This is a genomic window from Acinetobacter sp. YH01009, from assembly GCF_013420765.1.
Taxonomy (GTDB): Bacteria; Pseudomonadota; Gammaproteobacteria; order Pseudomonadales; family Moraxellaceae; genus Acinetobacter; species Acinetobacter amyesii.
In genome coordinates this window covers 21928-43016 of record NZ_VOYE01000004.1, presented here as the reverse complement: position 1 = coordinate 43016, position 21089 = coordinate 21928, and the positions used below count along the sequence as shown (strand labels likewise).

The following is a 21089-nucleotide window of genomic DNA, read 5'->3' as shown; positions in this document are numbered from 1 at the left end:
ATTCTCTCATCAAATAAATTTACTCCTCTGGAGACGTTAGCAATGTTAGATCAAAATACTTCTGCTCAATTAAAAACCTTACTTGAACGCCTTGAAGGCCCGATTGAAATCGTCGCTACTTTAAACGGCACGGACAAATCAGACAAAATTAAAGAATTGGTAACTGAAGTTGCTGCCTTATCTGATTTAGTGACTGCACGTTTTGACGGTAACAACAGCCGTGCGCCAAGCTTTGGTATTGCAAAAGCAGGTGAAACACCACGTGTATTCTTCGCAGGTCTACCGATGGGCCACGAATTCACATCTTTAATTCTAGCTTTGCTACAAACTTCAGGTTATGCACCGAAAGTTTCTGACGAAGTACTGAACACTATCAAAGGTCTAGGTCTTAAAACTGACTTTGATGTGTTTGTATCTTTAAGCTGCCATAACTGTCCTGACGTAGTTCAAGCACTAAACTTGATCGCAATTTACAACCCTGGCACAACTGCAACCATGATTGATGGTGCATTCTTCCAAGACGAAGTGGAAGAACGCAAAATCATGGCTGTACCAATGGTATTCCAAGACGGCAATCACATCGGTCAAGGCCGTATGACCTTGGAAGAAATCATTGCTAAATTAGACACTAACTCTTCTGCAAAAGATGCTGAAAAGTTAAATGCCAAAGAAGCCTTTGATGTTCTTGTGATTGGTGGCGGCCCTGCGGGGAATACTTCTGCAATCTATGCAGCACGTAAAGGCATTAAAACAGGTATCGTGGCTGAACGCATGGGCGGTCAGGTCATGGATACCATGGACATCGAAAACTTCACGTCGATTCAAAAGACACAAGGTCCTAAGTTTGCTGCTGAAATGGAAGCACATGTACGTGAGTACGGTGTGGACATCATGAACTTGCAACGTGTATCTGACATCAAAGGTGCTGACCAAACAGCCAATGGCTTGGTTGAAGTGACTTTAGAGAATGGTGCAAAACTTGAATCTAAAACAGTGATTCTTTCAACAGGTGCACGCTGGAGAGAGATGAATGTTCCAGGTGAGCAAGAATACCGTACTCGTGGTGTAGCTTACTGCCCACACTGTGACGGTCCATTGTTCAAAGGTAAACGTGTTGCAGTGATCGGTGGTGGTAACTCAGGTGTCGAAGCGGCGATTGACCTTGCAGGTATTGTGGAACATGTAACACTTGTTGAATTTGATACTAAGCTTCGTGCTGACCAAGTCCTTCAAGACAAGTTAAACAGCTTACCAAACACCACTGTGATCATGAATGCATTATCTACAGAAGTAGTCGGTGATGGTTCACAAGTGACTGCATTGAACTACAAAGACCGTGCAACAGATGAAATCAAAACGATTGAATTGGCAGGTATCTTCGTACAAATCGGTTTGTTACCAAACACTGATTTCTTAAAAGAGACTGCTGTTGAGCTTTCAAACCGTGGTGAGATTATGATTAACGATCGCAATGAAACCAATGTCAAAGGTGTATTTGCCGCAGGTGACTGTACGACTGTGCCTTACAAACAAATCATCATTGCGACAGGTGAAGGCGCGAAAGCATCATTATCTGCTTTTGATTACATCATCCGTTCTGGTCAATAATTCAGTTTAAACAGAACAACAAAAGCCAGTTTTCGAACTGGCTTTTTTTATGTGTGAAAATTCATCTCTTGTTTCATTTATAAATTATTAATAAAACAAATATTTAACTCTCTGACGCTTTTCACTTACACAATAATGAGCAAAACAAACCGTTTAAAACTTGTACAGCAGCTTATTTGCACATTAAGATAAAACAATCATCACGGATTGATGGTTGACAATAACAACAAGAATGTTGGTCAAATTCGACTAAATGGAGAAAAGCAATGCACTATCAATATCACTGTGCTTGTTGCAATAAAGTATTGGCTTCAAGCGATAAAGAATGTTCCGAATGTGGCTCGCATAATATCCGTAGCCCATATGGCTTTTGGATATTTTGCATACTCAGTTGTTTGGCTGTTGCCATTCTATTTAAGAGTGTTCAAGTGTATTTGCAACAGCACGATACTGAAGCTACGACCCAACTCAACATCTTTGAAATACTCAAGCAGGATGGTAAAAATTAAGCTTTTTTTACAACAGCCAAATATAGCCCTATGAACAGGCTGGCAATGCCTAAATATCATACAATCCGTATTTAAGCGCTATTATCCAGTTGCTTTAAAGTCATTCAAAGCGAGAAATTAAAATGATGAAAGCCTGAATGATTTCAGGCTTTTTTATGCGCTTGCATCGCCCTGCTTACTTATCTTCACGAGGAAAATTCTTTAAACTATGGCGATAGCAATGAGGTTCTAGATGATGGTGCAGTTAATCAAAAAAGGCGGTTTACGTGAACGCGCCAATCGTAGCCGATCATACAAAGGCTCTGAAAATACCGAAACTACCCTCAAGCCAAACCGTTATCGTGATCATGCTGAAACCACCGATATTGCACAAGATCCATCAAATACAGCACCGTCTAAAGACCAAGATCAAACCAATCCAGAGCAATAGAACTTGGACATAAAAAAAGCCAAGTTTTAATACTTGGCTTTCGCTTTGCTGACAGTAATATGTTTGCAGCTATTGAAGATTGAACATTCTAATTGCGTCGAACCACAGCCAAATCGCAAAAATTAAAAATAACGCCCCTGAAACCACATCAATATAACTACCCGAACGTTGGTAGAGTGCTTTAATTTTAGGCAAAGACATAATCATCATAAACAAACTAAACACAATAAAGGTCTGAATCGGAATGATGACAGCAAGCTGTGCTTTTAGGTTACTACTGGCTGATGAACTCAACGCCAGTGAGAACACACTACTAAAATAAATCAATGTTTTCGGATTGGCTAAATTTGTAAATAAACCTAATAAGAAATAATTTTCAGTTTTCTGCTGACTTAAGGCCTGCCCATCTTCTAAATTGGCTGTTTGATTTAAACTTTTAAGCCCGCCACTAAACATTGCCCAACCCATTTTCGCTAAGAAAAATCCACCAACAGCCATTAAAACTTGTTGTATCCATGGAAATTGCTCAACCAGAACCGTAAAGCCCAATAAGGTTAAAACGACCCACACCACAATCCCGACAGAGATCCCCGCAATAATTTTTAAGGTATTTGCACGCGTTGTTGATGCTGCACTTTTAGCAATTAATAATACATCTGGACCGGGACTCAACTGCGCAACAAAATGAAGCGCACAGATGGTGAATAACAGTGACATGCAAGCTGATTCATTTGAATTAAAACGTGAAGATTATATCGCTTGTTCAATTTTTTTGTTGGCAACACAAGGTTTATTTTTAGGCCGTATCAAAATTTACGCAAAAAAAAAGCCGAATACACATTCGGCCTTTCATACTGAGTTAATTATTTTTTATTGACATCTTTCAGTTCAATTTGTTTCGCATCTGGCGTCACTTCACGAGCTTCACCATCAATAACAGATGAATCACGACCTGATTGCTGATTTTGCATATCTTGCATTTGACGCATCATATCTGCAAATGGGTTCTGACCTTGAGCACCGCCCATGCCTCCTATATCGCCCATCATGCCACCCATCATTTTTTCCATCATGGCTTGCTGACGCTTCATCATGGTTTTCATCATGACTGCTTTCATGGCATTTTGTACAGGTGGAATCAAAATAAGTAATGCCATAATATCTGAGATTAGACCCGGTAACAGCAATAAGAAACCAGCCAAAATTTTTGGTAAATTTCCAGTTAAAGCTGGATCATTACTCATTTGACCTGCTTGCATTTGCTGCATTTGAGGCATCAGACCTGATGAATATTTACGGATAATATTCATCCCTATAAAGAAGGCCGCCACGAACCAGAAAAAGACATACCACATGCTGCCGACGAGGTCGCCCACACCGATCCAGACAAACACTTCCAGGATCAAGCCTGCTAAAATCAGAAGAAATAATTTCATGAAAATTAAACAAATCTCAGTAAATTAATTTAAGGTGTTGCGTTCAACTGCTCAATCACTATCAAGCTTTTTTGACACGCTTATGTAACAATATGGGCATTATTTTATTTTTAAAGGGCAAATAGGGCAAACATGTCATTAATTATCGGTATTGACCCTGGGTCGCGCTTAACTGGTTACGGCATCATCGAAAAGGATGGTTCTAAACTACGTTTTGTCGATGCTGGCACCATTCGTACCGAAACGACAGAAATGCCTGAACGCTTAAAACGTATCTTTGCTGGTATTGATCGTATCGTAAAGTTTCACGGACCTACTGAAGCTGCTGTTGAACAAGTCTTTATGGCTCAAAACCCTGACTCGGCCTTAAAATTAGGTCAAGCACGTGGTGCTGCCATTGCCGCTTTAACCAATTTAGATTTACAAGTCGCTGAATATACTGCACGTCAAATCAAACAATCTGTGGTTGGTTATGGTGCTGCAGACAAAGAACAAGTCCAAATGATGGTTATGCGGATTCTAAACCTGAGTATCAAACCCCAGCAGGATGCGGCCGATGCTTTGGCTGCCGCAATTTGTCATGCGCATGCGTCTGGTAGTATGAGTAAAATGGCTGTACTGAATGCCTTAGGTGGTATGGCTCGTGGACGAAGCCGCGTAAGCACTCGACGTCGATAAATAATCGTCAAAACATATAGCTCAGTAATTCAGATTGTTTTCAAAAGCCCACTCAATCAGGTGATCAAACTTAGCGAATCATTTTAAAACCGCTATAGTCTAATTCATGCATTGGAATTTCTTGCTGATCGATTTTAGTCACGTCTGCTCGTAAAGGACCCACCAGACTGTGTTTCAGTATTTTATGAATGGCATCTTCAGTTCCAATAATCAGCGCTTCAACTTCGCCCGTCGCTAGATTTTTCACATAACCATTTAAACCAAGCGCAACCGCTTGCTGTTCAAACCAACGACGATAGCCGACGCCCTGCACTTTACCTTGAATTCGCAATTTAACCGCATGCATTTTAGTCGTCAACTCCTGAATGATTGACCACATGATAAACCGCTTGGGCCATATCCTGCGCTTGCAAACCACGCATCCCCGACTTCGCTAATACATCACCTGCTAAAGCATGCAGGCTTACGATTTCGTGCAGATGAATTTGCTGATGGAATTGTGCTTTTAAACTCGCAATCATCCCTGCAAGCACATCTCCCATACCGCCTGTACCCATTCCTGCATTACCTGCGGTGCAAATCCAAAGTTGATCTTCGAGTATCAAGCTGCCTGCGCCTTTAAGCACCCATTGACCTTGGAATTTTTCTTTTAAATGTTGAATTGCTTGTATACGATCTGCTTCAACTTCAGCAGTAGTAATACCCAATAATTTCGCAGCTTCACCCGGATGTGGCGTTGCATAGGTTCGTGCATTCAAATTTTTAGGTGCTTCAGCTAGAAACCATAAGGCATCTGCATCTAAAACAATTTCCAAGGTTGACTGCTGAATCAATGGAAACCATGACTGAAACTGCTGTTGTGCCCAATCGTCACGACCAAGCCCCATGCCAAAGCTAATCGCATCAACATGATCGATCAGTTGCTGAATCGTTTCTGTATTTAAAGCATTGATATCACGTAGCATAATATTCGGTGCGCGCGCCAAAATCGCGGTGTGATGTCGTGCATCACAAACAACCGTGACCTTACCTGCACCTGCATGGAATGCAGCCTCAGCAGCCATAATCACCGCCCCACCCATTTCAGCATGTCCACCAACAACTAAAACATGTCCATAACTGCCTTTATGACCAAAGGCTTGACGCGCAGGTAAAGTGATTTTCTGCGGCGACAAATACGCAAGTGGCTCTAGCTCTGCATCAGTCGGTATACATGCCATCACCGAAACTTCACCTGCATATTCCTTCGCTTGACCTGTAAATAGCCCTGCTTTTAAACCCAATGCCGTAAAGGTATAATCGGCTTGAAATGCGATGGGTAAAGGCTGTCCTGTATTGGCATGTAAACCGCTTGGAATATCAATCGCAACTTTGAGTCCCGTGCATGCATTCAATCGTTGAATAATGGCTTGCCACTCGTGAGAAAGTTCACGATTGAGCCCTATACCAAATAATGCGTCGATATAGACGTCATAGTCACGCTGAAAATCAAAATGTGTATAGATCTTGAGCTTGTGATCTATCGTTTCCTGTACCGCAGAATGCAAATCTTTCGATGCCCCTATTTCAGCGGCATAGATATCGACTTGAAAGCCTGCTTGCTGTAGATATTGCGCTGTAAGATAGCCGTCGCCTGCGTTGTTACCCTGCCCACAACACACTGCAATATTTTTTAAATTTTGCTGCTTTAACATTGGAATGAGTTGCTGAGCAATCGACCATGCAACCTGCTGCATCAGGCCATAACTGCTATTGTGCTGAGCAAACCAACGCTGCTCCCAAGCTTGAATACTTTGGCTAAGATAAACAGGGCTATGGTAAACTTGCAGACGCATTGTTTTTCCTTGTTATGATTATGGCCGCTTCAACTCCTGCACAAAAAATTCCTGTCGATCAATATGATCCAGAAACCCTAAAAGCATGGATTAAAGCACAAGCCTTAAATTTAGGTTTTTCTGATTGTGTCATCGCAAAGCCAGATGCTCAAGAGGAACTCCCTCGTTTTAAAGAATATTTAGAACGTGGTTATCATGGCGATATGAAATTCCTAGAGGAAAACCTTGAAAAACGTGCCAATCCTGCACTTTTAGTCCCCGGCACCCGCAGTATCATTTGTGTCCGCATGGATTATTTGGTCGAAACCCCAAAACCACGTTATGTGCCTGATGAGCCGAATGCAGCCATCATTGCACGCTATGCACGTGGTCGTGACTACCACAAAGTCATGCGTGGTCGTTTAAAAACCTTGTCGAATATCATCCGTGAAAAAATCGGAGATTTTGAATCTAGACCCTTTGCCGACTCTGCACCAGTGTTTGAAAAATCCTTAGCTGAAAATGCAGGCATGGGCTGGACAGGCAAACACACCTTACTGATCCATAAAAAATCAGGCTCATTTTTTGTATTAGGTGAGCTGTTTACATCACTCGAATTACCTTTTGATTCGCCGGCAACCAAACATTGTGGTTCATGCACAGCCTGTATTGATATCTGTCCAACTCAGGCCATCGTTGAGCCCTATATGTTAGATGCACGTAAATGCATTGCCTACTTAACCATCGAATACAAAGGTATCATTCCTGAAGAATTACGTCGTGGTATCGGTAACCGTGTGTTTGGTTGTGATGACTGTCAGCTCATCTGTCCATGGAATAGTTTTGCGCATAAAACTCAAATTGAGGACTTTTATCCACGTCATGGTCTCGACCAAGTGAGTTTATTAGATCTATGGCAATGGGATGAAGCCACCTTTTTAAGCTGTACTGAAGGCAGTCCTATCCGACGAACAGGCTATCAAAGCTTTATGCGCAATATTGCCATTGGCTTAGGCAATGCACCATACAGTTCAAATATTGTGCAATCATTAAAAAATTCTCGCGAAAAACATGACGCGATTGTGCAAGTTCATATTGATTGGGCAATTGCAGAACAAAACTCAAAGCTGCTTTAATGGATTTGATTCTATATTTTCCAGATCCTTACAAAGTTTTCATTTAAGCTAAAACTTAGTGACGTAATCCAAGAAAATTAATTTTTTAGCTCAAAATAAACATTGCAGCGATTGTGCTGTCATTTAGCATAACTTTGCAAGCATCTTAAATATCAAAAGTTCTTTGAAAAAGTCATTTCAATGCATTTTAGCTAAATTGCAATGTTACAAAATAGTCTTGGAAGTCTGCAAATTTTACGTATGATGATCTGCATTAGGCAGAAAATATGGATCATTTATGAGCTACCGAAATGACTGGACACATCCAGAAATACAAGAGTTGTATCAACAACCATTGATGGATTTATTATTCCAAGCACAGACCATTCACCGTGAATATTTCCAAGCCAATCATATTCAAGTCAGCACCTTACTTTCGATTAAAACTGGTAAGTGCCCTGAAGACTGTAAATATTGCTCTCAGTCCGCACATTATGACTCTGGATTAGAAGCCGAAAAACGCATGGCTGTGGAAAAAGTCATCAATGAAGCGAAAGCTGCGCTTGCCTCAGGTTCTTCGCGTTTTTGTATGGGCGCTGCATGGCGCAATCCACATGAACGGGACATGCCCTATGTGCTAGAAATGGTGCGTGAAGTCAAAGCGCTGGGACTTGAAACCTGTATGACCCTTGGCATGCTGAATCAGTCTCAGGCAGAGCGCCTACATGAGGCAGGCTTAGATTATTACAACCATAACCTCGATACCTCTCGTGAGTATTATCCCAATGTCATTAGCACGCGTAGCTATGATGACCGTTTAACGACGCTAGACTATGTTCGCCAATCTGGAATGAAAATCTGTAGCGGCGGAATTGTGGGCTTAGGTGAAAGCCGTGATGACCGTATTGCCTTTTTGATGGAGTTGGCAACGCTGCCGATTCATCCTGAATCTGTGCCGATCAATCTCCTTGTGCCTATTCAAGGTACCCCACTTGCAGAGGTTGAGAAACTTGATGTGATCGAATGGATTCGCACCATTGCAGTCGCACGGATCATTATGCCAAAAAGCTATATTCGACTCTCTGCAGGTCGTGAATCCCTGAGTGATTCAGAACAAGCTTTGGCATTTATGGCAGGTGCAAATTCACTCTTTTCTGGTGAAAAACTACTGACCACGCCAAATGCAGGCGAAGGCAAAGATCAGCTTTTATTTAGCAAACTCGGTTTAGTGGCTGAACAGCCCAAACCAAATGCTGCACAGCTTTCAACTGATGCCATGCAAATGGCTTAAAATAAGCCTCGAAGTTCGGGGCTTAGTTCAATTGAATGATCAGTGATAGGTATCAAAGTGCAATGCAAGAGATGGTGCGAACAAATGAAATAGCTAAATCACCATGAGTAGGGAAAATATATCGTTTACTTAACAAAGTTATGTGCTGTTATTAAAATTCCATAGCCTGCATTTAAATAATCCCCTTCACGAATAATGTCTTGACCATTAGCATGTTGAACCACCAATTGCTGCTGAATCACATCATAATGAAAAGATTCAAAGCAATCTTGATGTTGTAATAGCCATGCAATGGTATCTGCCATATTGGCATCAACGGTATAACGCTCGGCTTGAAAATCTTTACTCATATCTGCATGAAAACTGTGGATGTGATTCTATTTTAATGATTTCAATATTGACCGGCATTAAAAAAGTGAGCTTTCGCTCACTTTTTTTTCGGCTTAGACTCTGCATTACTTTGTCACACCGCACTTACGACATTCCTTGTGCGAACCGATTTCTTCCATTTGCTCGTATTCGTAAATATGCATGCAAAATAGTTTTCTGAATAATTGAAGCATGTTGTTAAAACTCCCGTTTATTTATTAATGTGCTTCTAAATATTTCGTCCTGAAATATTATGACCATGCCTAAACACGCCATAGCTAATTTATTATCATATTTTTCCAATGAGTCAAATATCTTTACTTTAAAATGACACAATTTCGGATAATCGGTTATTCTTAAGCCTTCCTTATATTCACCTGAGTTATAAGGATTTTTATTAATATCAACATCACAGATATAGATTAATTTTCAGCAAATTTCGCACAAAAAAACTCCCCCTTAGGAGAGTTCTTTCAAATAGATGATCACACGAGTAACGTTATTCACAAGCCCAGATTTAAACGTTCTGACTGGCAAACTTCGCACGTGCAGCATGCAATTTTTTATAGCTATCAATCAGACGTAAATGACGATCTAAACCTTCAAGTTGCATATTGGTTTCAGTTAAACCGTAGAAGCGAAGACTGCCATCCATTGAACCAATCACTGCATCCATACGTTCGTCACCAAACATACGACGGAAATTATGTTCATAGTCATTGAGATCTAAGTCATCGTCCAATTCAACTTCTAAAACCACATTCATGCATTGATAGAACAAACCACGTTCAACTGTATTAGTGTTGTACTGAAGGAAGGTTTCGACCAACTCTTTTGCTTCTTCAAATTCTTGTAAGGCAATATAGATCAGTAGTTTGAGCTCAAGAACCGTTAATTGGCCCCATACGGTATTGTCATCAAACTCAATCCCGATGAGCGTCACAATATCCGTATAGTCATCCACCTCAAGCTCTTCTAAGCGCTCAACCAGTGACACTAACTCGTCTTCATCTAAACGATGAATGTTTAAAATATCCTCACGGAAGTCCAAAGCTTTGTTGGTATTATCCCAAACCAAGTCTTCAACCAAATACACTTCAGAATAACCCGGAACTAAAATACGACATGCCATAGCACCTAGATGCTGGTAGACCGCCATATACACTTCTTTGCCCATGTCTTCTAGAATCGCAAACATCGCTGCAGCTTCTTCCGCATTGGCATTTTCACCTTCAGATGTGAAATCCCACTCTACAAAATCATAGTCTGATTGTGCGCTAAAGAATTTCCAAGATACCAAACCACTTGAGTCAATAAAGTGTTCTACAAAGTTATTTGGCTCAGTGACTGCATTCGAGCTAAACGTTGGTTTTGGTAGATCGTTTAGACCTTCAAAGCTTCGGCCTTGTAGAAGCTCGGTTAAGCTACGCTCTAAAGCTACTTCGAGTTTAGGGTGCGCACCAAAAGATGCAAAAACCCCACCAGTACGTGGGTTCATTAAGGTTACGCACATCACAGGGTACTGACCACCAAGTGAAGCATCTTTTACCAATACAGGAAAACCTTGTTCTTCTAAGCCTTGAATACCCGCAACAATACTTGGATATTTGGCTAAAACCTCTTCTGGTACATCTGGTAGAGCCAATTCACCTTCTAAAATCTCACGTTTGACCGCACGCTCAAAGATTTCCGATAAACATTGCACTTGAGCCTCAGCCAAGGTATTCCCTGCACTCATCCCGTTTGACAAGTATAAATTTTCAATCAAGTTTGATGGGAAATACACTGTTTCACCGTCGGACTGACGGACAAATGGAAGAGAGCAAATACCGCGTGCTATATTTCCTGAATTGGTGTCATATAGATGTGTGCCTAATAACTCATCTTCTGGGTTATAAATTTCACGTGTGTAGTCATCCAAAATTTCGACAGGTAACTCGCCTTCTGGGCCGGGTTGGAACCATTTTTCATCTGGGTAATGCACAAAGTCAGCATTGGCAATCTCTTCACCCCAGAACTGGTCGTTATAGAAGAAGTTGCAATTGAGACGTTCAATAAATTCACCCAAAGCCGAAGCTAATGCGCTTTCTTTGGTTGAGCCTTTACCATTGGTAAAACACATGGGCGATTGTGCATCACGAATATGTAGAGACCAAACATTCGGCACGATGTTACGCCATGATGCAATTTCAATCTTCATGCCTAAACCTGCCAAAATACCTGACATATTGGCAATGGTTTCTTCCAATGGCAGATCTTTACCCGGAATAAACGTGGTACTGTCTGACGCTAAATTTGGCATAAGTAAAGCTTGTGCATCTGCATCAATGCTTTCTACTTCTTCAATGACAAATTCAGGACCAGTTTGAATGACTTTTTTAACCGTACAGCGGTCAATTGAACGCAAAATGCCTTGACGGTCTTTTTCAGAAATATCCGCAGGTAGTTCAACTTGAATTTTGAAAATTTGCTTATAGCGGTTTTCAGGATCAACAATATTATTTTGTGATAAGCGAATATTATCTGTCGGAATGTCTCGCGCCGCACAATACACTTTTACAAAATACGCTGCACATAATGCTGACGACGCCAAAAAGTAGTCGAATGGTCCGGGAGCAGAACCATCACCTTTATAGCGAATAGGTTGGTCGGCAATTACCGTGAAGTCATCAAATTTGGCTTCTTGTCGAAGGTTATCGAGATAATTAACCTTAATTTCCATGTGGGCACCTAAATATTCTTATGTGTCAGTGCAACACATAAAAATGAAAACATAAGCCGAATAACTGTAGGACATTGACTTAAAAATGTGAGGCCAGTACCAATCTTATGCGCTGTTGAGCACGGTACTGACAAGAATGGGCATTATTATAAGGTTATTTTGCCTATTTGATAACTTTTGTCGTGATTTACATCAATCTAGAATTCAGTGCTTTGAGCATTTTTCTCGAATCAAAGCTCAACTGCTGCAACTACAGCCAATTTGTTGTGTTAGTGTGCAGCCGTGAAGAAAAAGGCTTGTCTTTTAAAAAAATCTTCGCTAGTATGCTTTGCGTCTGAACTTGTTGATAAATAACACATTCAGAATATAGGGCCTATAGCTCAGTTGGTTAGAGCAGCGGACTCATAATCCGTTGGTCCACAGTTCAAGTCTGTGTGGGCCCACCATATAAAACAACCCCTTACGTGCATTAATCGTGAGGGGTTTTTTGTTTCTTGATTCTGGTAAGCAAATGGTAAGCGAAATCAATCAACTTTATTAGAGAACAAATTTAGGTACCCCCTAGCTGTATCTTAAATTTGGATAGCGTAGTTAAAACTTTAATTTTTAAATCTTTGTACAACAAAGCCTTTCTACCACTGAATAAAAATGGCTCAATTTTTTGGTAGTGTTTCAAAAAGTATGCTGATGCTATTTTAATTACCAATCAAATGTCGTGAAGCCTTGAAAATAAGATGTTTTCCATCAGAATATTTTCTATAATTTTATTGACAACTGAAGCCAGCATAACTTTTAGAACTCCACCATTTTTTAAGCGTCTCGACTAATGTCACATTAAGATAAGGTTTTTTCATCAAGATATTTTTTAAACTCTTAGATTCTCAAATGAAGTGCAACAGAGATTAAATTACTAAAAGGAAGCAATATGAGCTAGCATGTTGAGATAAAGCATCACAGCACACTCCTTCTTCTATTAAAGCTTCTAACTTGTGCTGCAATCCTTTACCATACTCAATGCATTATTTTTATTATAAAAATCGATATGAGCATACTTTTACTAAGCACAACGGGACATCCTGAAGCAAATTTAGAATCTGCACGTTATTTTCTAGAAAATAAAAGCGATATTGAGAAAATTACAATACTTAGTACAGATTTTATGATGCAGTCTGGTAAAACAGAGCTTTTAATGCAAAGCCTCAAAGAAATTTTTAACAAGGAAATCGAAATTCTTGATCTTCCAAGTGGTCATGAAGAACATGATATGTTTGGAATTGAAAATGAACCGTACCGGGTTTGTCGGAGACTCAATATTCTGAGAGACTATTCCGATGAAAAAACCAAACTATACCCCCGAAATTAGAGAAAGAGCGGTTCAATTACTAATTGAATCTGAAAAAGATTATCCTTCTACTTGGGCAGCAATCACAGCTATTGCTCCTAAAATCGGTTGTACTCCTGAAACATTGCGTGTTTGGTATTTAAAGCATATGGATCAACTAAATCCTGCCAAAGTACAACAGATATCTGACCAAGAAAAAATGAAGCAAATGGAACGTGAAATTAAAGAATTAAAGCGTGCCAATGAAATTCTACGCAAAGCAGCCGCTTTTTTCGCCCAGGCGGAGCTCGACCGCCCTCACAAATAATGGTGGATTTTATCCATAATAAAGAGCTGTACGGAGTCGAGGCGATTTGTAGAATTTTACCGATCGCCCCTTCAACCTATTATCGGACTCTAGATCTCTGTGATGAGAAGCATTGCACGATCGAGGCATGCCAAAGAATGTGATTCATCATTCCGATAGAAGTGTTCAATATCTTTCTATTCGCTATACCAATCGTTTTGAAGCAGCAAATTTACGAGCATCAGTCGGTACAACGGGTGATTCATACGATAATGCTTTGGCTGAAACGGTGAATGGCTTATACAAAACAGAGGTGATTGAATATCTAAAAGCAGATTGGCAAGGTTTAGCACATGTACAACTTGCGACACTAAATTGGGTAGATTGGTTCAATAAAGAGCGTGTACATAGTGCACTAGGTTATGTATCGCCTTTTGAGTTTGAAGCAATGTACTATGATAAGGTTAACACGTTAGGTCAGGTGGCCTAACTTAAATAAAAAAGTCTCCGACAAACCCAGTACGGTTCAGTCGTGTTGTTGCGTCGAATTGTCGTGAAATCTACCTGCATTTGTTGGCCAGGTTGGGTTTGAAAACGAATGATCGGTTCCGGTTGAGCAGCTGGTTTTAATGTTGCAAGATATTCCCTCAAGATCCTGATCTTTCCTGGATATCCCAACCCTAAAATTTCCTGGTAGAGCACAACAGCAGGAATCCATTCAGGATGAGCTGCGTTTACACGTTGGAGTAAATAGGCTTTATATGGGTCAAGGATACTTATTCTAGGCTGTATACGCTGATACTGAGGTGTGGTGTTTTGCCGTAAATATTTACGTACGGTATTTCTGGACACCCCCAGTTCACGAGTAATAGCTTTAATAGATTTACCTTGCTGATGAAGTATTTGGATTGTCACTGCTTGCTCCAAAGTTAACATGTTGAGCAGTCCAAAATGACCGCTATATTAACCAAGGGGGGGGCAGTTTTTAAATGCCATTAGGGGGTCATTTTTACACTGCCGCTAACAATGGTGACCGGCGCTTGATCGGCATGCAGCACCTGCTGTTGCAGCACCACCTCTTTTAAAGCATTGGCCAAAGGTTCCAGTTCCACACCGCAGCGACCAATCCAGTCAGATAAGGTCTTTCTCTTGTTTCTAGAAAGACCATGCTATCAGACCATATTAGAACTTTACTAAGTCACCTTTTAATGCCACCCCTGCTAATGCCGTACCTTTCGCACATTGGTAAGTCGTGGTGCTACGTGTTTCATTGGACTTATAGAAACTCACCAGATTGGTAACCGCATTGGCGCCTTTGGCTTTGGCTGTATTTTGAAATTGAATCAATGCCGAACGAAGTACATGATCACATGAACTTTCCGCAGATTTGGCAAAACCATTGGTCTTTTTATTGGTCACTAAGCCTTTTTCAATCACCTTACCGCCCGACTTGGTTCCCGCCAAATAAAATTTTACTGAACCATCCAAAACCCCATCAGCAACAGCACGGCTTACAGCTTCTTGGAAATTGAAATCATGCATTTGGTCAGCTGCATGTGCTGATGTAAATGCAGCTAGCCCCAGAATAGCTGTGAAGCCAAATTGCTTAATATTCATAGTAATTGCTCTCTTATTTAATTTAACGTTTTTGAAAGTTGTGTAAATACCGAATTATCTAAACGTGCCTTCCATGCCATCGCATTTTTATGAATTTTATTACCACGTTGATCGAGATTACGGCTACCTGTAATTTGTGAACTGACTTGATTACCTGAGATGAGATAGGTTACTTGTAAATAATGGCTACGACGGGTTAAACCCGCAACTACCTTTGTCTGATCTGCCTGTTCAACTACCCAACCAGTGCGCGCATTTTGCCCAACACCAAGTCGAATATTGTTCACAATATCAGCCGCAGTCGCATATTTTGCTGTCATTAATTGCCGCTGCGGATAATCAGAAATTTTTACAGTACTACAAGCTGTTAATCCCAGCATACTCACTGCTGATAAGATAGATAGTGTTTTTTTAAACCCCATTTTTTACCCTCTGTTTCAGTTATGGTCTATATTATTTTTGAAAATTAATGATGTATTAATGCCACCAAAGGCAAAATTATTCGTCATAATAATTTTTGCTGACATCGGGCGAATATCACCACAAATATAATCTAATTCCGCACACGCAGGGTCAATGTTATCTAAGTTTAAAGTTGGCACGAATTGATTACGTTGCATCATTTCAATGCTGAGCCATGCTTCAATTGCACCACATGCACCTAAAGTATGACCAAAATAGCTTTTTAATGAACTGATTGGCTTTTGACCCAATATACGCACAGTTGCTTGTGATTCAGCAATATCACCCTGATCAGTCGAAGTGCCATGTGCATTAACATAATCAATATCCGCAGCAGTAAGCTGTGCATCTTTCAGTGCCAATTGCATACAGCGTCCCATCATCTCAGAATCAGGTCGCGTCACATGCTGACCATCAGTATTGCTACCATAACCGATGATCTCAGCATAAATAGTCGCTCCACGTGCTTGAGCATGTTCATATTCTTCTAAAATCAAACAGCCTGCACCTTCACCAACAACCAAACCATCCCGATTTGCATCAAAGGGACGCGGAGTTTTCTCTGGATGATCATTTTGAACGCTGGTCGCTAACAGTACATCAAACACAGCTGAACCCGCAGCGCTGAGCTCTTCTGCTCCACCTGCAATCATCACAGTTTGCTTGCCGTATTTAATCGCTTCATAAGCTTGTCCAATGGCCATCGAACCGGAAGTACACGCACTTGAGGTCGGCAGCGTTAAACCTTTTAGCCCAAAATACACCGTCATATTGACCGCGCTGGTATGTGACATCATACGAATGTAGGTCGTGGCATTGAGTTGACTCATATCATGCTCAAGCAACATGGTACCAAACTCACGCACAGCATCCACACTGCCCGCAGAAGAACCAAAAGCCACGCCTGCATCGCCACTTCTTAAGATATCAGCATGGAGTAAACCTGCGTCTTCCAATGCTTTTTCAGCACATACCGTGGACATTAAGGCAACACGCCCCATACCACGAGTAACTTTACGGTTAAAATGCTTCGGTACAGTAAATGACTCAACTGGACCAGCTAATTTACTACGTAAATCAGGATAGATCTCCCAATCGGGCATATAGCGAATGCCACTTTTACCGAGTGTAAACTGCTCAAAAATTTGCTCTGCGGTTTCACCCAAAGAAGTAATCCCAGACATGCCTGTTACAACAACACGTTTCATTAGATCAGGCCTCCATTAATTGAAAGCACTTGGCGGGTGATATAACTGGCATCATCACTACATAAAAACTTTACCGCTTTAGCGACTTCTTCCACCTGCCCCATACGTTGCATCGGAATCATTTTCAAGGCATGTTCTTTGACTTCCTCTGTGACCATTTCGGTTTCTATCAAGCCCGGAGCCACACAGTTCACCGTAATTTTGCGTTTTGCCAACTCTAGTGCCAATGCTTTGGTCGCACCAATTAAGCCTGCTTTGGCAGCACTATAATTGACCTGACCACGGTTCCCCATAATTCCAGACACTGAAGATAATGTCACAATACGTCCACCCTTTTTAAAGCGGATCATTGGCATCATCAATGGTTTCAACACATTATAAAAACCGTTCAGAGAGGTCGAGACCACATCATCCCAGTCTTCATCAGTCAGTGCGGGGAAAGCACCATCACGGGTTAATCCTGCATTCAGCACTGCACCGTAAAAAGGACCATGCTGTGCTATATCTTGCTCTAAAATAGCGGCAATTTTTTCACGCTCATTCACATCGAACATCAGTACATGACTGGCCTGTCCAAGCGCTTGAATTTCCTGAGCCACCGCTTCGGCCTCAGACTGTCTTGAACGGGCATGGACCGTGACATCAAAGCCTGCCTTTGCCAACTCCAAAGCAATCGCTTTACCTATCCCACGACTCGAACCCGTGACTAAAATTCTTCTGTTCACACTAATTTTCCGATGATTTCATTCATATTTTCAGGCTCAAATACGCTCAACATGGCGCTGAACCGATGTTCTTGATATTCAATTTCACAATGAAACTGCCCCAAACCCTCGTGCAGATAACTTTGTTCTACTCGAATCCGCACGGTTGTGCCCAAACTAAAATAGGCACAAGGCAACTGCATTTTACGCGTTCCCAATAAAAAGCCAATTTTCGGTGGCCAACCCTTGGTTTGCCCTTTATAGCCTGCATAGGCACTAATGGTCTGCGCCATCAGCTCAATACTGCTCCATGTGGGCAAGCCATTTGGCTCACAAAACATCAAATCAGCTGTGATATGAAGTTCTGCAATCGCAAATGTATCATTGGCTTCAATCAAATGACTCACGAAAACCATCGGTTTCGCATGTGGAATAAACTGTACTGCGTCCATCATGACAAAACCGTCCCGAAAATTAAACTGATGTTGCTCCCACCAAAAGCAAAAGAATTACTCATCGCATAGCGAATCGGTGCAGCTAAATGCGGTGTAAACACATAATTTTGCCCAGCCAAAGCATCGTCCAATTCACCTGCATGATGCAGCGGCAACCAAGATTGATCTAATAAAACCTGCTGGCAAATAAAGGCTTCGATTGCACCCGCCGCCCCCAGACAATGTCCCGTTTTATGTTTGGTGCTACTAAGTGCAACTGGATAATCTGCAAAAACAGTCTGCACCGCCTTAATCTCCATCACATCATTTTGCGGTGTAGAAGTCCCATGCAAATTTAAATACCCAATATCGCCTGCTTCAAGCTGTGCCATATCTAAAGCTTTTTGCATCGCCTCCGCAGCCCCTCGTCCTTCTGGATGCGGTGCTGAAATATGCCATGCATCCATTGACTCACCACTCGACAGCAACATCACAGCTGCAGGTGCTTTGGACAGTAAAAATAGTCCTGCAGCTTCGCCAATATTGATGCCGTCACGGTTGGCACCACAGGGCTGACAAATTCCGCTCGATAAGCTTTCTAAACTATCAAAACCATTTAAAGTCAGCTTGCACAAGGTATCGACTCCACCGACTAAGACAGCATCGGCCAGATCTGCATTCAGCAGACGTTGCCCCGCCGCCAGCGCTTTAGCTGCCGAGGAGCAAGCGGTAGAAATGGTATAGGCAGGCCCTTCCCAGCCCAAATACTGTTGTAAGGCTTTCGCTAAACTGCCCATTTCTTGCTTTTGGTACTGTACAGACTGCGGTACAGACTGTTGAAACTGGACTTTTAAGACAGGCTCATTATCTGCGATGCCTGAGGTTGACGTGCCGATAATCACAGCAAGACGTTGTTTAGCAAACTGTGCTGTATAAGCATGAATTTCAGTTTCAATGTGCGCCAAAGCCGTCAGGGCAAAGCGTAGATTCCGTGAATCTGCACTGCTCAAGCTTTCAGGCACTGCTTGAACCAAGGCTTGATCCGATGCACCGACCCAGACCGAACGCCCCGCGATCAAATCCTCTCGTTGTGACAAAGTATTTTCTGTGCTTGTTAAGGCATGCTGAAGCTCAGTGGCATTTTGCCCCAAAGCCGACAGCGCCACACTGAACTGAATACCCATGGCTGAAACATGCTGTAGATTTTTAGTCATGATGGTCACCTTGATCATCTTCTAAAGTATTGCTCACCGTGCTGATCACCATTTGATAAGGCACTTGCAGATTATCCAGTTCAATTGCTCCTTCATTTTGCTGAATTTTCAACACGGGTTGCTGCTGTATATAAATGGTATCGTCTTTCTGCACGACAGCATTTTGAGCAGTATGTAAGGCAGCAAAATTTGGATAAGTGGCATACAGAATATCACGCACCACATAATCAAAAGGCAACCGTTTCATTGGATCAATCCGCTGTTCAACTTCGACCTTTTGACCATCAAAACTGAGTTTAAACAACTGTTGCCCTGTGAGGCTGAGCGCTAACATATCAAGCGACTGCCCCCGTTGTTGCTGATACAGTAAAAAGCTGAAACTCTGGGTTTTCCACTGCACTTCGATTTGATCTTGACGTTGATAATTTTGCGCAGCCCACTGCGGGGTCGCGAGTCCCTGCGCCTTGGGAATCCAGCTTTGGCAGGCACTACAGAGCAGAGCACTGGCTAAAACCCAACTGACGGTTTTCAAACGCAGCTTAAGTTTCATCAGTCAACGACTCTTTTTGCGGTTGTTCTTCTCGGCAATATTCGGCCAAAGTGCTCAAGCGTTGCTTGGCATTACGATGAATCGGGTTGCTTGCATCCCACGCATAACCTGCCAGTAAGGAAGCAATCATACGGCGGATTTTTTCATCCTGATGAGTGGAGAACACCACATCCTGAAACTCCCCCGAATACCATGACTCGACATAGGCACGAAATACTTGAATGCCTTTACGTAGTGGCTTTTCATATTGCTCCATCCAGTCTACTGCCTGACCTTGCAGCACTTGCTCGACCAATGGTACGGCTAGACTGGACGATTTCAAAGCAATAGTCACTCCCGAAGAAAAGACAGGATCAAGGAACTCACCGGCATTGCCCAGTAGTGCATAGTTGTTGGAAGCCAAATGTTTCACATCGGCAGAGTAGCCCACCAAAGTACGGACAGAAGTATCATGTTTGGCGTGACGCAGTACATGTGACAAACTGGCATCATCGGCTAAAATACGTTTCTGCAAGGCCTCAAGGTCATAATCTGCACTGCCGTCATAACCATATTTTTCAAAGAAATCTTGCTCCGCCACGATGCCAAATGAAGAGCGCCCATCAGCAAAGGGAATCAGCCAATACCACGCACGATGATCTTTTTCATGCACAGTAATTAAAATTTTCTCACGGTCAAACTCAGGGTCATCCAACAAACCATCTTCAATATGGGTAAAGACTGCACGGCGCACAGGAAAGTCCGACGGGCTTTCTAAGTCGAGAAACTTCGGCAAAATACGGCCAAAACCACTGGCATCTAACAGGAACTTGCCTTGAATTTGGTAGCTGTTGCCTTGCTCATCTTTGACCGTCAAAATCGGCTGTGTGGATGTGACATCGACGGCCAAGACTTCATGGCCAAAACGGATGTCCGCGCCCATTTTTTCGGCTTGCTGTGCCAAAAGCTGGTCAAAGTTGGCACGTCGGACCTGCCATGTAGTGCCTGGGCCTTCACTAAATTTTTGGGTAAAGTCATAAAAACTACGCTGTCTGCCTCTTAAAAAAGCCGCGCCATTTTTAAACTGAAAGGCATATTCGTCGGCATGTGCACGCACCGTTTCCAATAAACCCGCTTCTTCTAAAAACACCATACACTGCGGCAATAAAGACTCGCCGATGGAAAAACGCGGAAAATATTGCTTTTCAATGACCGTGACTTGGTAACCTTTTTGGCGCAACAAAGCTGCAGCCGAGCTGCCTGATGGTCCCGCCCCAATAATTAAAACATCTGTCTGTTGCATGGTGCTCATTGCACTGTA

General features: G+C 42.0%; 21 protein-coding genes, 1 tRNA gene, 3 pseudogenes and 1 other annotated feature. Of the genes and pseudogenes, 9 read left to right on the top strand and 16 right to left on the bottom strand.

Annotation, left to right across the window (positions count from 1 at the left end; translation table 11 throughout):
* The first annotated feature begins 42 nt into the window (after window positions 1-42).
* From ahpF to FTT76_RS05915, 3 genes are all read left to right on the top strand, one after another.
* Entirely contained in the window at window positions 43-1608 is a 1566-nt protein-coding gene (gene ahpF, locus FTT76_RS05925; protein WP_180007361.1) for an alkyl hydroperoxide reductase subunit F, read from the top strand.
* A gap of 266 nt (window positions 1609-1874) precedes the next feature.
* Window positions 1875-2117 carry a hypothetical protein gene (locus tag FTT76_RS05920; RefSeq protein ID WP_180007362.1) on the top strand — a complete coding sequence of 81 codons (243 nt, stop codon included), beginning with the start codon at window positions 1875-1877 and terminating at the stop codon, window positions 2115-2117.
* A 235-nt stretch (window positions 2118-2352) separates the two neighbouring features.
* Complete coding sequence (locus FTT76_RS05915; RefSeq protein ID WP_168379657.1) at window positions 2353-2547, top strand: hypothetical protein; 195 nt, start codon at window positions 2353-2355, stop codon at window positions 2545-2547.
* Window positions 2548-2616: 69 nt separating this feature from the next.
* Here the strand turns inward: FTT76_RS05915 and FTT76_RS05910 are convergent, their stop codons facing one another.
* Window positions 2617-3264 (bottom strand): LysE family transporter, encoded by a 648-nt coding sequence (locus tag FTT76_RS05910; protein WP_180007363.1) that lies wholly within the window; start codon window positions 3262-3264, stop codon window positions 2617-2619.
* 146 nt (window positions 3265-3410) lie between these two features.
* Window positions 3411-3983, bottom strand: a complete 573-nt coding sequence (locus tag FTT76_RS05905; RefSeq protein WP_180007364.1) for an FxsA family protein — start codon at window positions 3981-3983, stop codon at window positions 3411-3413.
* A 132-nt stretch (window positions 3984-4115) separates the two neighbouring features.
* Between FTT76_RS05905 and ruvC the strand changes: the two genes are divergently transcribed.
* Window positions 4116-4661: a crossover junction endodeoxyribonuclease RuvC gene (gene ruvC, locus FTT76_RS05900; protein ID WP_078189034.1), complete on the top strand. Its 546-nt coding sequence runs from the start codon at window positions 4116-4118 to the stop codon at window positions 4659-4661.
* Between the two features lie 70 nt (window positions 4662-4731).
* On the opposite strand, the gene FTT76_RS05895 is transcribed toward ruvC, so the two are convergent.
* On the bottom strand, window positions 4732-5007 hold the full coding sequence (locus FTT76_RS05895; protein WP_180007390.1) for an acylphosphatase: 276 nt from the start codon (window positions 5005-5007) through the stop codon (window positions 4732-4734).
* A 1-nt stretch (window position 5008) separates the two neighbouring features.
* Window positions 5009-6496, bottom strand: a complete 1488-nt coding sequence (locus FTT76_RS05890; protein WP_180007365.1) for an NAD(P)H-hydrate dehydratase — start codon at window positions 6494-6496, stop codon at window positions 5009-5011.
* Between the two features lie 20 nt (window positions 6497-6516).
* Between FTT76_RS05890 and queG the strand changes: the two genes are divergently transcribed.
* Complete coding sequence (gene queG, locus FTT76_RS05885) at window positions 6517-7611, top strand: tRNA epoxyqueuosine(34) reductase QueG (protein WP_180007366.1); 1095 nt, start codon at window positions 6517-6519, stop codon at window positions 7609-7611.
* A 277-nt stretch (window positions 7612-7888) separates the two neighbouring features.
* A complete protein-coding gene (gene bioB, locus FTT76_RS05880; RefSeq protein ID WP_180007367.1) occupies window positions 7889-8881 on the top strand; it encodes a biotin synthase BioB in 993 nt (330 codons plus the stop codon).
* Between the two features lie 125 nt (window positions 8882-9006).
* Here the strand turns inward: bioB and FTT76_RS05875 are convergent, their stop codons facing one another.
* Both FTT76_RS05875 and FTT76_RS05870 read right to left on the bottom strand, forming a co-directional pair.
* A complete protein-coding gene (locus tag FTT76_RS05875; protein WP_180007368.1) occupies window positions 9007-9231 on the bottom strand; it encodes a hypothetical protein in 225 nt (74 codons plus the stop codon).
* A gap of 536 nt (window positions 9232-9767) precedes the next feature.
* Window positions 9768-11972 (bottom strand): OsmC domain/YcaO domain-containing protein, encoded by a 2205-nt coding sequence (locus tag FTT76_RS05870; RefSeq protein ID WP_180007369.1) that lies wholly within the window; start codon window positions 11970-11972, stop codon window positions 9768-9770.
* A 369-nt stretch (window positions 11973-12341) separates the two neighbouring features.
* On the opposite strand from FTT76_RS05870, the gene FTT76_RS05865 reads away from it, so the two are divergent.
* The 3 genes and pseudogenes from FTT76_RS05865 (at window position 12342) to FTT76_RS05855 (ending at window position 14090) form a co-directional block, all read left to right on the top strand.
* A tRNA-Ile gene (locus FTT76_RS05865) sits at window positions 12342-12418 on the top strand.
* Window positions 12419-13014: 596 nt separating this feature from the next.
* Window positions 13015-13335: a hypothetical protein gene (locus tag FTT76_RS05860; protein ID WP_180003135.1), complete on the top strand. Its 321-nt coding sequence runs from the start codon at window positions 13015-13017 to the stop codon at window positions 13333-13335.
* A pseudogene (locus FTT76_RS05855) lies at window positions 13304-14090 on the top strand (integrase core domain-containing protein). The gene FTT76_RS05860 and the pseudogene FTT76_RS05855 overlap by 32 nt, the downstream one beginning before the upstream one ends.
* Window positions 13579-13692, top strand: a sequence feature (AL1L pseudoknot). Its footprint overlaps the pseudogene before it by 114 nt.
* Window positions 14091-14128: 38 nt before the next feature.
* On the opposite strand, the pseudogene FTT76_RS05850 reads toward FTT76_RS05855, so the two are convergent.
* From FTT76_RS05850 to FTT76_RS05805, 10 genes and pseudogenes are all read right to left on the bottom strand, one after another.
* Window positions 14129-14536: pseudogene (locus FTT76_RS05850) on the bottom strand (helix-turn-helix domain-containing protein); the annotation flags it as partial.
* Window positions 14537-14622: 86 nt separating this feature from the next.
* Window positions 14623-14748, bottom strand: a pseudogene (locus FTT76_RS05845) (transposase); the annotation flags it as partial.
* Window positions 14749-14782: 34 nt separating this feature from the next.
* Entirely contained in the window at window positions 14783-15217 is a 435-nt protein-coding gene (locus FTT76_RS05840; RefSeq protein WP_005090826.1) for a hypothetical protein, read from the bottom strand.
* 17 nt (window positions 15218-15234) lie between these two features.
* Window positions 15235-15597 carry a hypothetical protein gene (locus FTT76_RS05835; protein WP_227515218.1) on the bottom strand — a complete coding sequence of 121 codons (363 nt, stop codon included), beginning with the start codon at window positions 15595-15597 and terminating at the stop codon, window positions 15235-15237.
* A gap of 57 nt (window positions 15598-15654) precedes the next feature.
* Window positions 15655-16887, bottom strand: coding sequence for a beta-ketoacyl-ACP synthase (locus tag FTT76_RS05830; protein ID WP_180003137.1), 1233 nt, complete (start codon window positions 16885-16887; stop codon window positions 15655-15657).
* Window positions 16887-17612 carry a 3-ketoacyl-ACP reductase FabG2 gene (locus FTT76_RS05825; RefSeq protein WP_180003138.1) on the bottom strand — a complete coding sequence of 242 codons (726 nt, stop codon included), beginning with the start codon at window positions 17610-17612 and terminating at the stop codon, window positions 16887-16889. Before FTT76_RS05825 ends, FTT76_RS05830 begins: the two co-directional genes overlap by 1 nt.
* Window positions 17609-18046, bottom strand: a complete 438-nt coding sequence (locus tag FTT76_RS05820; protein ID WP_180003139.1) for a 3-hydroxylacyl-ACP dehydratase — start codon at window positions 18044-18046, stop codon at window positions 17609-17611. The genes FTT76_RS05825 and FTT76_RS05820 overlap by 4 nt, the downstream gene beginning before the upstream one ends.
* On the bottom strand, window positions 18043-19239 hold the full coding sequence (locus FTT76_RS05815) for a beta-ketoacyl-[acyl-carrier-protein] synthase family protein (protein ID WP_180190160.1): 1197 nt from the start codon (window positions 19237-19239) through the stop codon (window positions 18043-18045). Before FTT76_RS05815 ends, FTT76_RS05820 begins: the two co-directional genes overlap by 4 nt.
* Complete coding sequence (locus FTT76_RS05810; RefSeq protein WP_168369541.1) at window positions 19232-19789, bottom strand: DUF3261 domain-containing protein; 558 nt, start codon at window positions 19787-19789, stop codon at window positions 19232-19234. The genes FTT76_RS05815 and FTT76_RS05810 overlap by 8 nt, the downstream gene beginning before the upstream one ends.
* Window positions 19779-21080, bottom strand: a complete 1302-nt coding sequence (locus FTT76_RS05805) for an NAD(P)/FAD-dependent oxidoreductase (protein ID WP_168369542.1) — start codon at window positions 21078-21080, stop codon at window positions 19779-19781. The genes FTT76_RS05810 and FTT76_RS05805 overlap by 11 nt, the downstream gene beginning before the upstream one ends.
* Window positions 21081-21089: the final 9 nt, after the last annotated feature.

Bases quoted from the DNA above. Each gene is read 5' to 3' on its own strand.
- ahpF (WP_180007361.1), top strand. From the start codon at position 43: ATGTTAGATCAAAATACTTCTGCTCAATTAAAAACCTTACTTGAACGC.
- FTT76_RS05920 (WP_180007362.1), top strand. From the start codon at position 1,875: ATGCACTATCAATATCACTGTGCTTGTTGCAATAAAGTATTGGCTTCA.
- FTT76_RS05915 (WP_168379657.1), top strand. From the start codon at position 2,353: ATGGTGCAGTTAATCAAAAAAGGCGGTTTACGTGAACGCGCCAATCGT.
- FTT76_RS05910 (WP_180007363.1), bottom strand. From the start codon at position 3,264: ATGTCACTGTTATTCACCATCTGTGCGCTTCATTTTGTTGCGCAGTTG.
- FTT76_RS05905 (WP_180007364.1), bottom strand. From the start codon at position 3,983: ATGAAATTATTTCTTCTGATTTTAGCAGGCTTGATCCTGGAAGTGTTT.
- ruvC (WP_078189034.1), top strand. From the start codon at position 4,116: ATGTCATTAATTATCGGTATTGACCCTGGGTCGCGCTTAACTGGTTAC.
- FTT76_RS05895 (WP_180007390.1), bottom strand. From the start codon at position 5,007: ATGCATGCGGTTAAATTGCGAATTCAAGGTAAAGTGCAGGGCGTCGGC.
- FTT76_RS05890 (WP_180007365.1), bottom strand. From the start codon at position 6,496: ATGCGTCTGCAAGTTTACCATAGCCCTGTTTATCTTAGCCAAAGTATT.
- queG (WP_180007366.1), top strand. From the start codon at position 6,517: ATGGCCGCTTCAACTCCTGCACAAAAAATTCCTGTCGATCAATATGAT.
- bioB (WP_180007367.1), top strand. From the start codon at position 7,889: ATGAGCTACCGAAATGACTGGACACATCCAGAAATACAAGAGTTGTAT.
- FTT76_RS05875 (WP_180007368.1), bottom strand. From the start codon at position 9,231: ATGAGTAAAGATTTTCAAGCCGAGCGTTATACCGTTGATGCCAATATG.
- FTT76_RS05870 (WP_180007369.1), bottom strand. From the start codon at position 11,972: ATGGAAATTAAGGTTAATTATCTCGATAACCTTCGACAAGAAGCCAAA.
- FTT76_RS05860 (WP_180003135.1), top strand. From the start codon at position 13,015: ATGAGCATACTTTTACTAAGCACAACGGGACATCCTGAAGCAAATTTA.
- FTT76_RS05840 (WP_005090826.1), bottom strand. From the start codon at position 15,217: ATGAATATTAAGCAATTTGGCTTCACAGCTATTCTGGGGCTAGCTGCA.
- FTT76_RS05835 (WP_227515218.1), bottom strand. From the start codon at position 15,597: ATGCTGGGATTAACAGCTTGTAGTACTGTAAAAATTTCTGATTATCCG.
- FTT76_RS05830 (WP_180003137.1), bottom strand. From the start codon at position 16,887: ATGAAACGTGTTGTTGTAACAGGCATGTCTGGGATTACTTCTTTGGGT.
- FTT76_RS05820 (WP_180003139.1), bottom strand. From the start codon at position 18,046: ATGATGGACGCAGTACAGTTTATTCCACATGCGAAACCGATGGTTTTC.
- FTT76_RS05815 (WP_180190160.1), bottom strand. From the start codon at position 19,239: ATGACTAAAAATCTACAGCATGTTTCAGCCATGGGTATTCAGTTCAGT.
- FTT76_RS05810 (WP_168369541.1), bottom strand. From the start codon at position 19,789: ATGAAACTTAAGCTGCGTTTGAAAACCGTCAGTTGGGTTTTAGCCAGT.
- FTT76_RS05805 (WP_168369542.1), bottom strand. From the start codon at position 21,080: ATGAGCACCATGCAACAGACAGATGTTTTAATTATTGGGGCGGGACCA.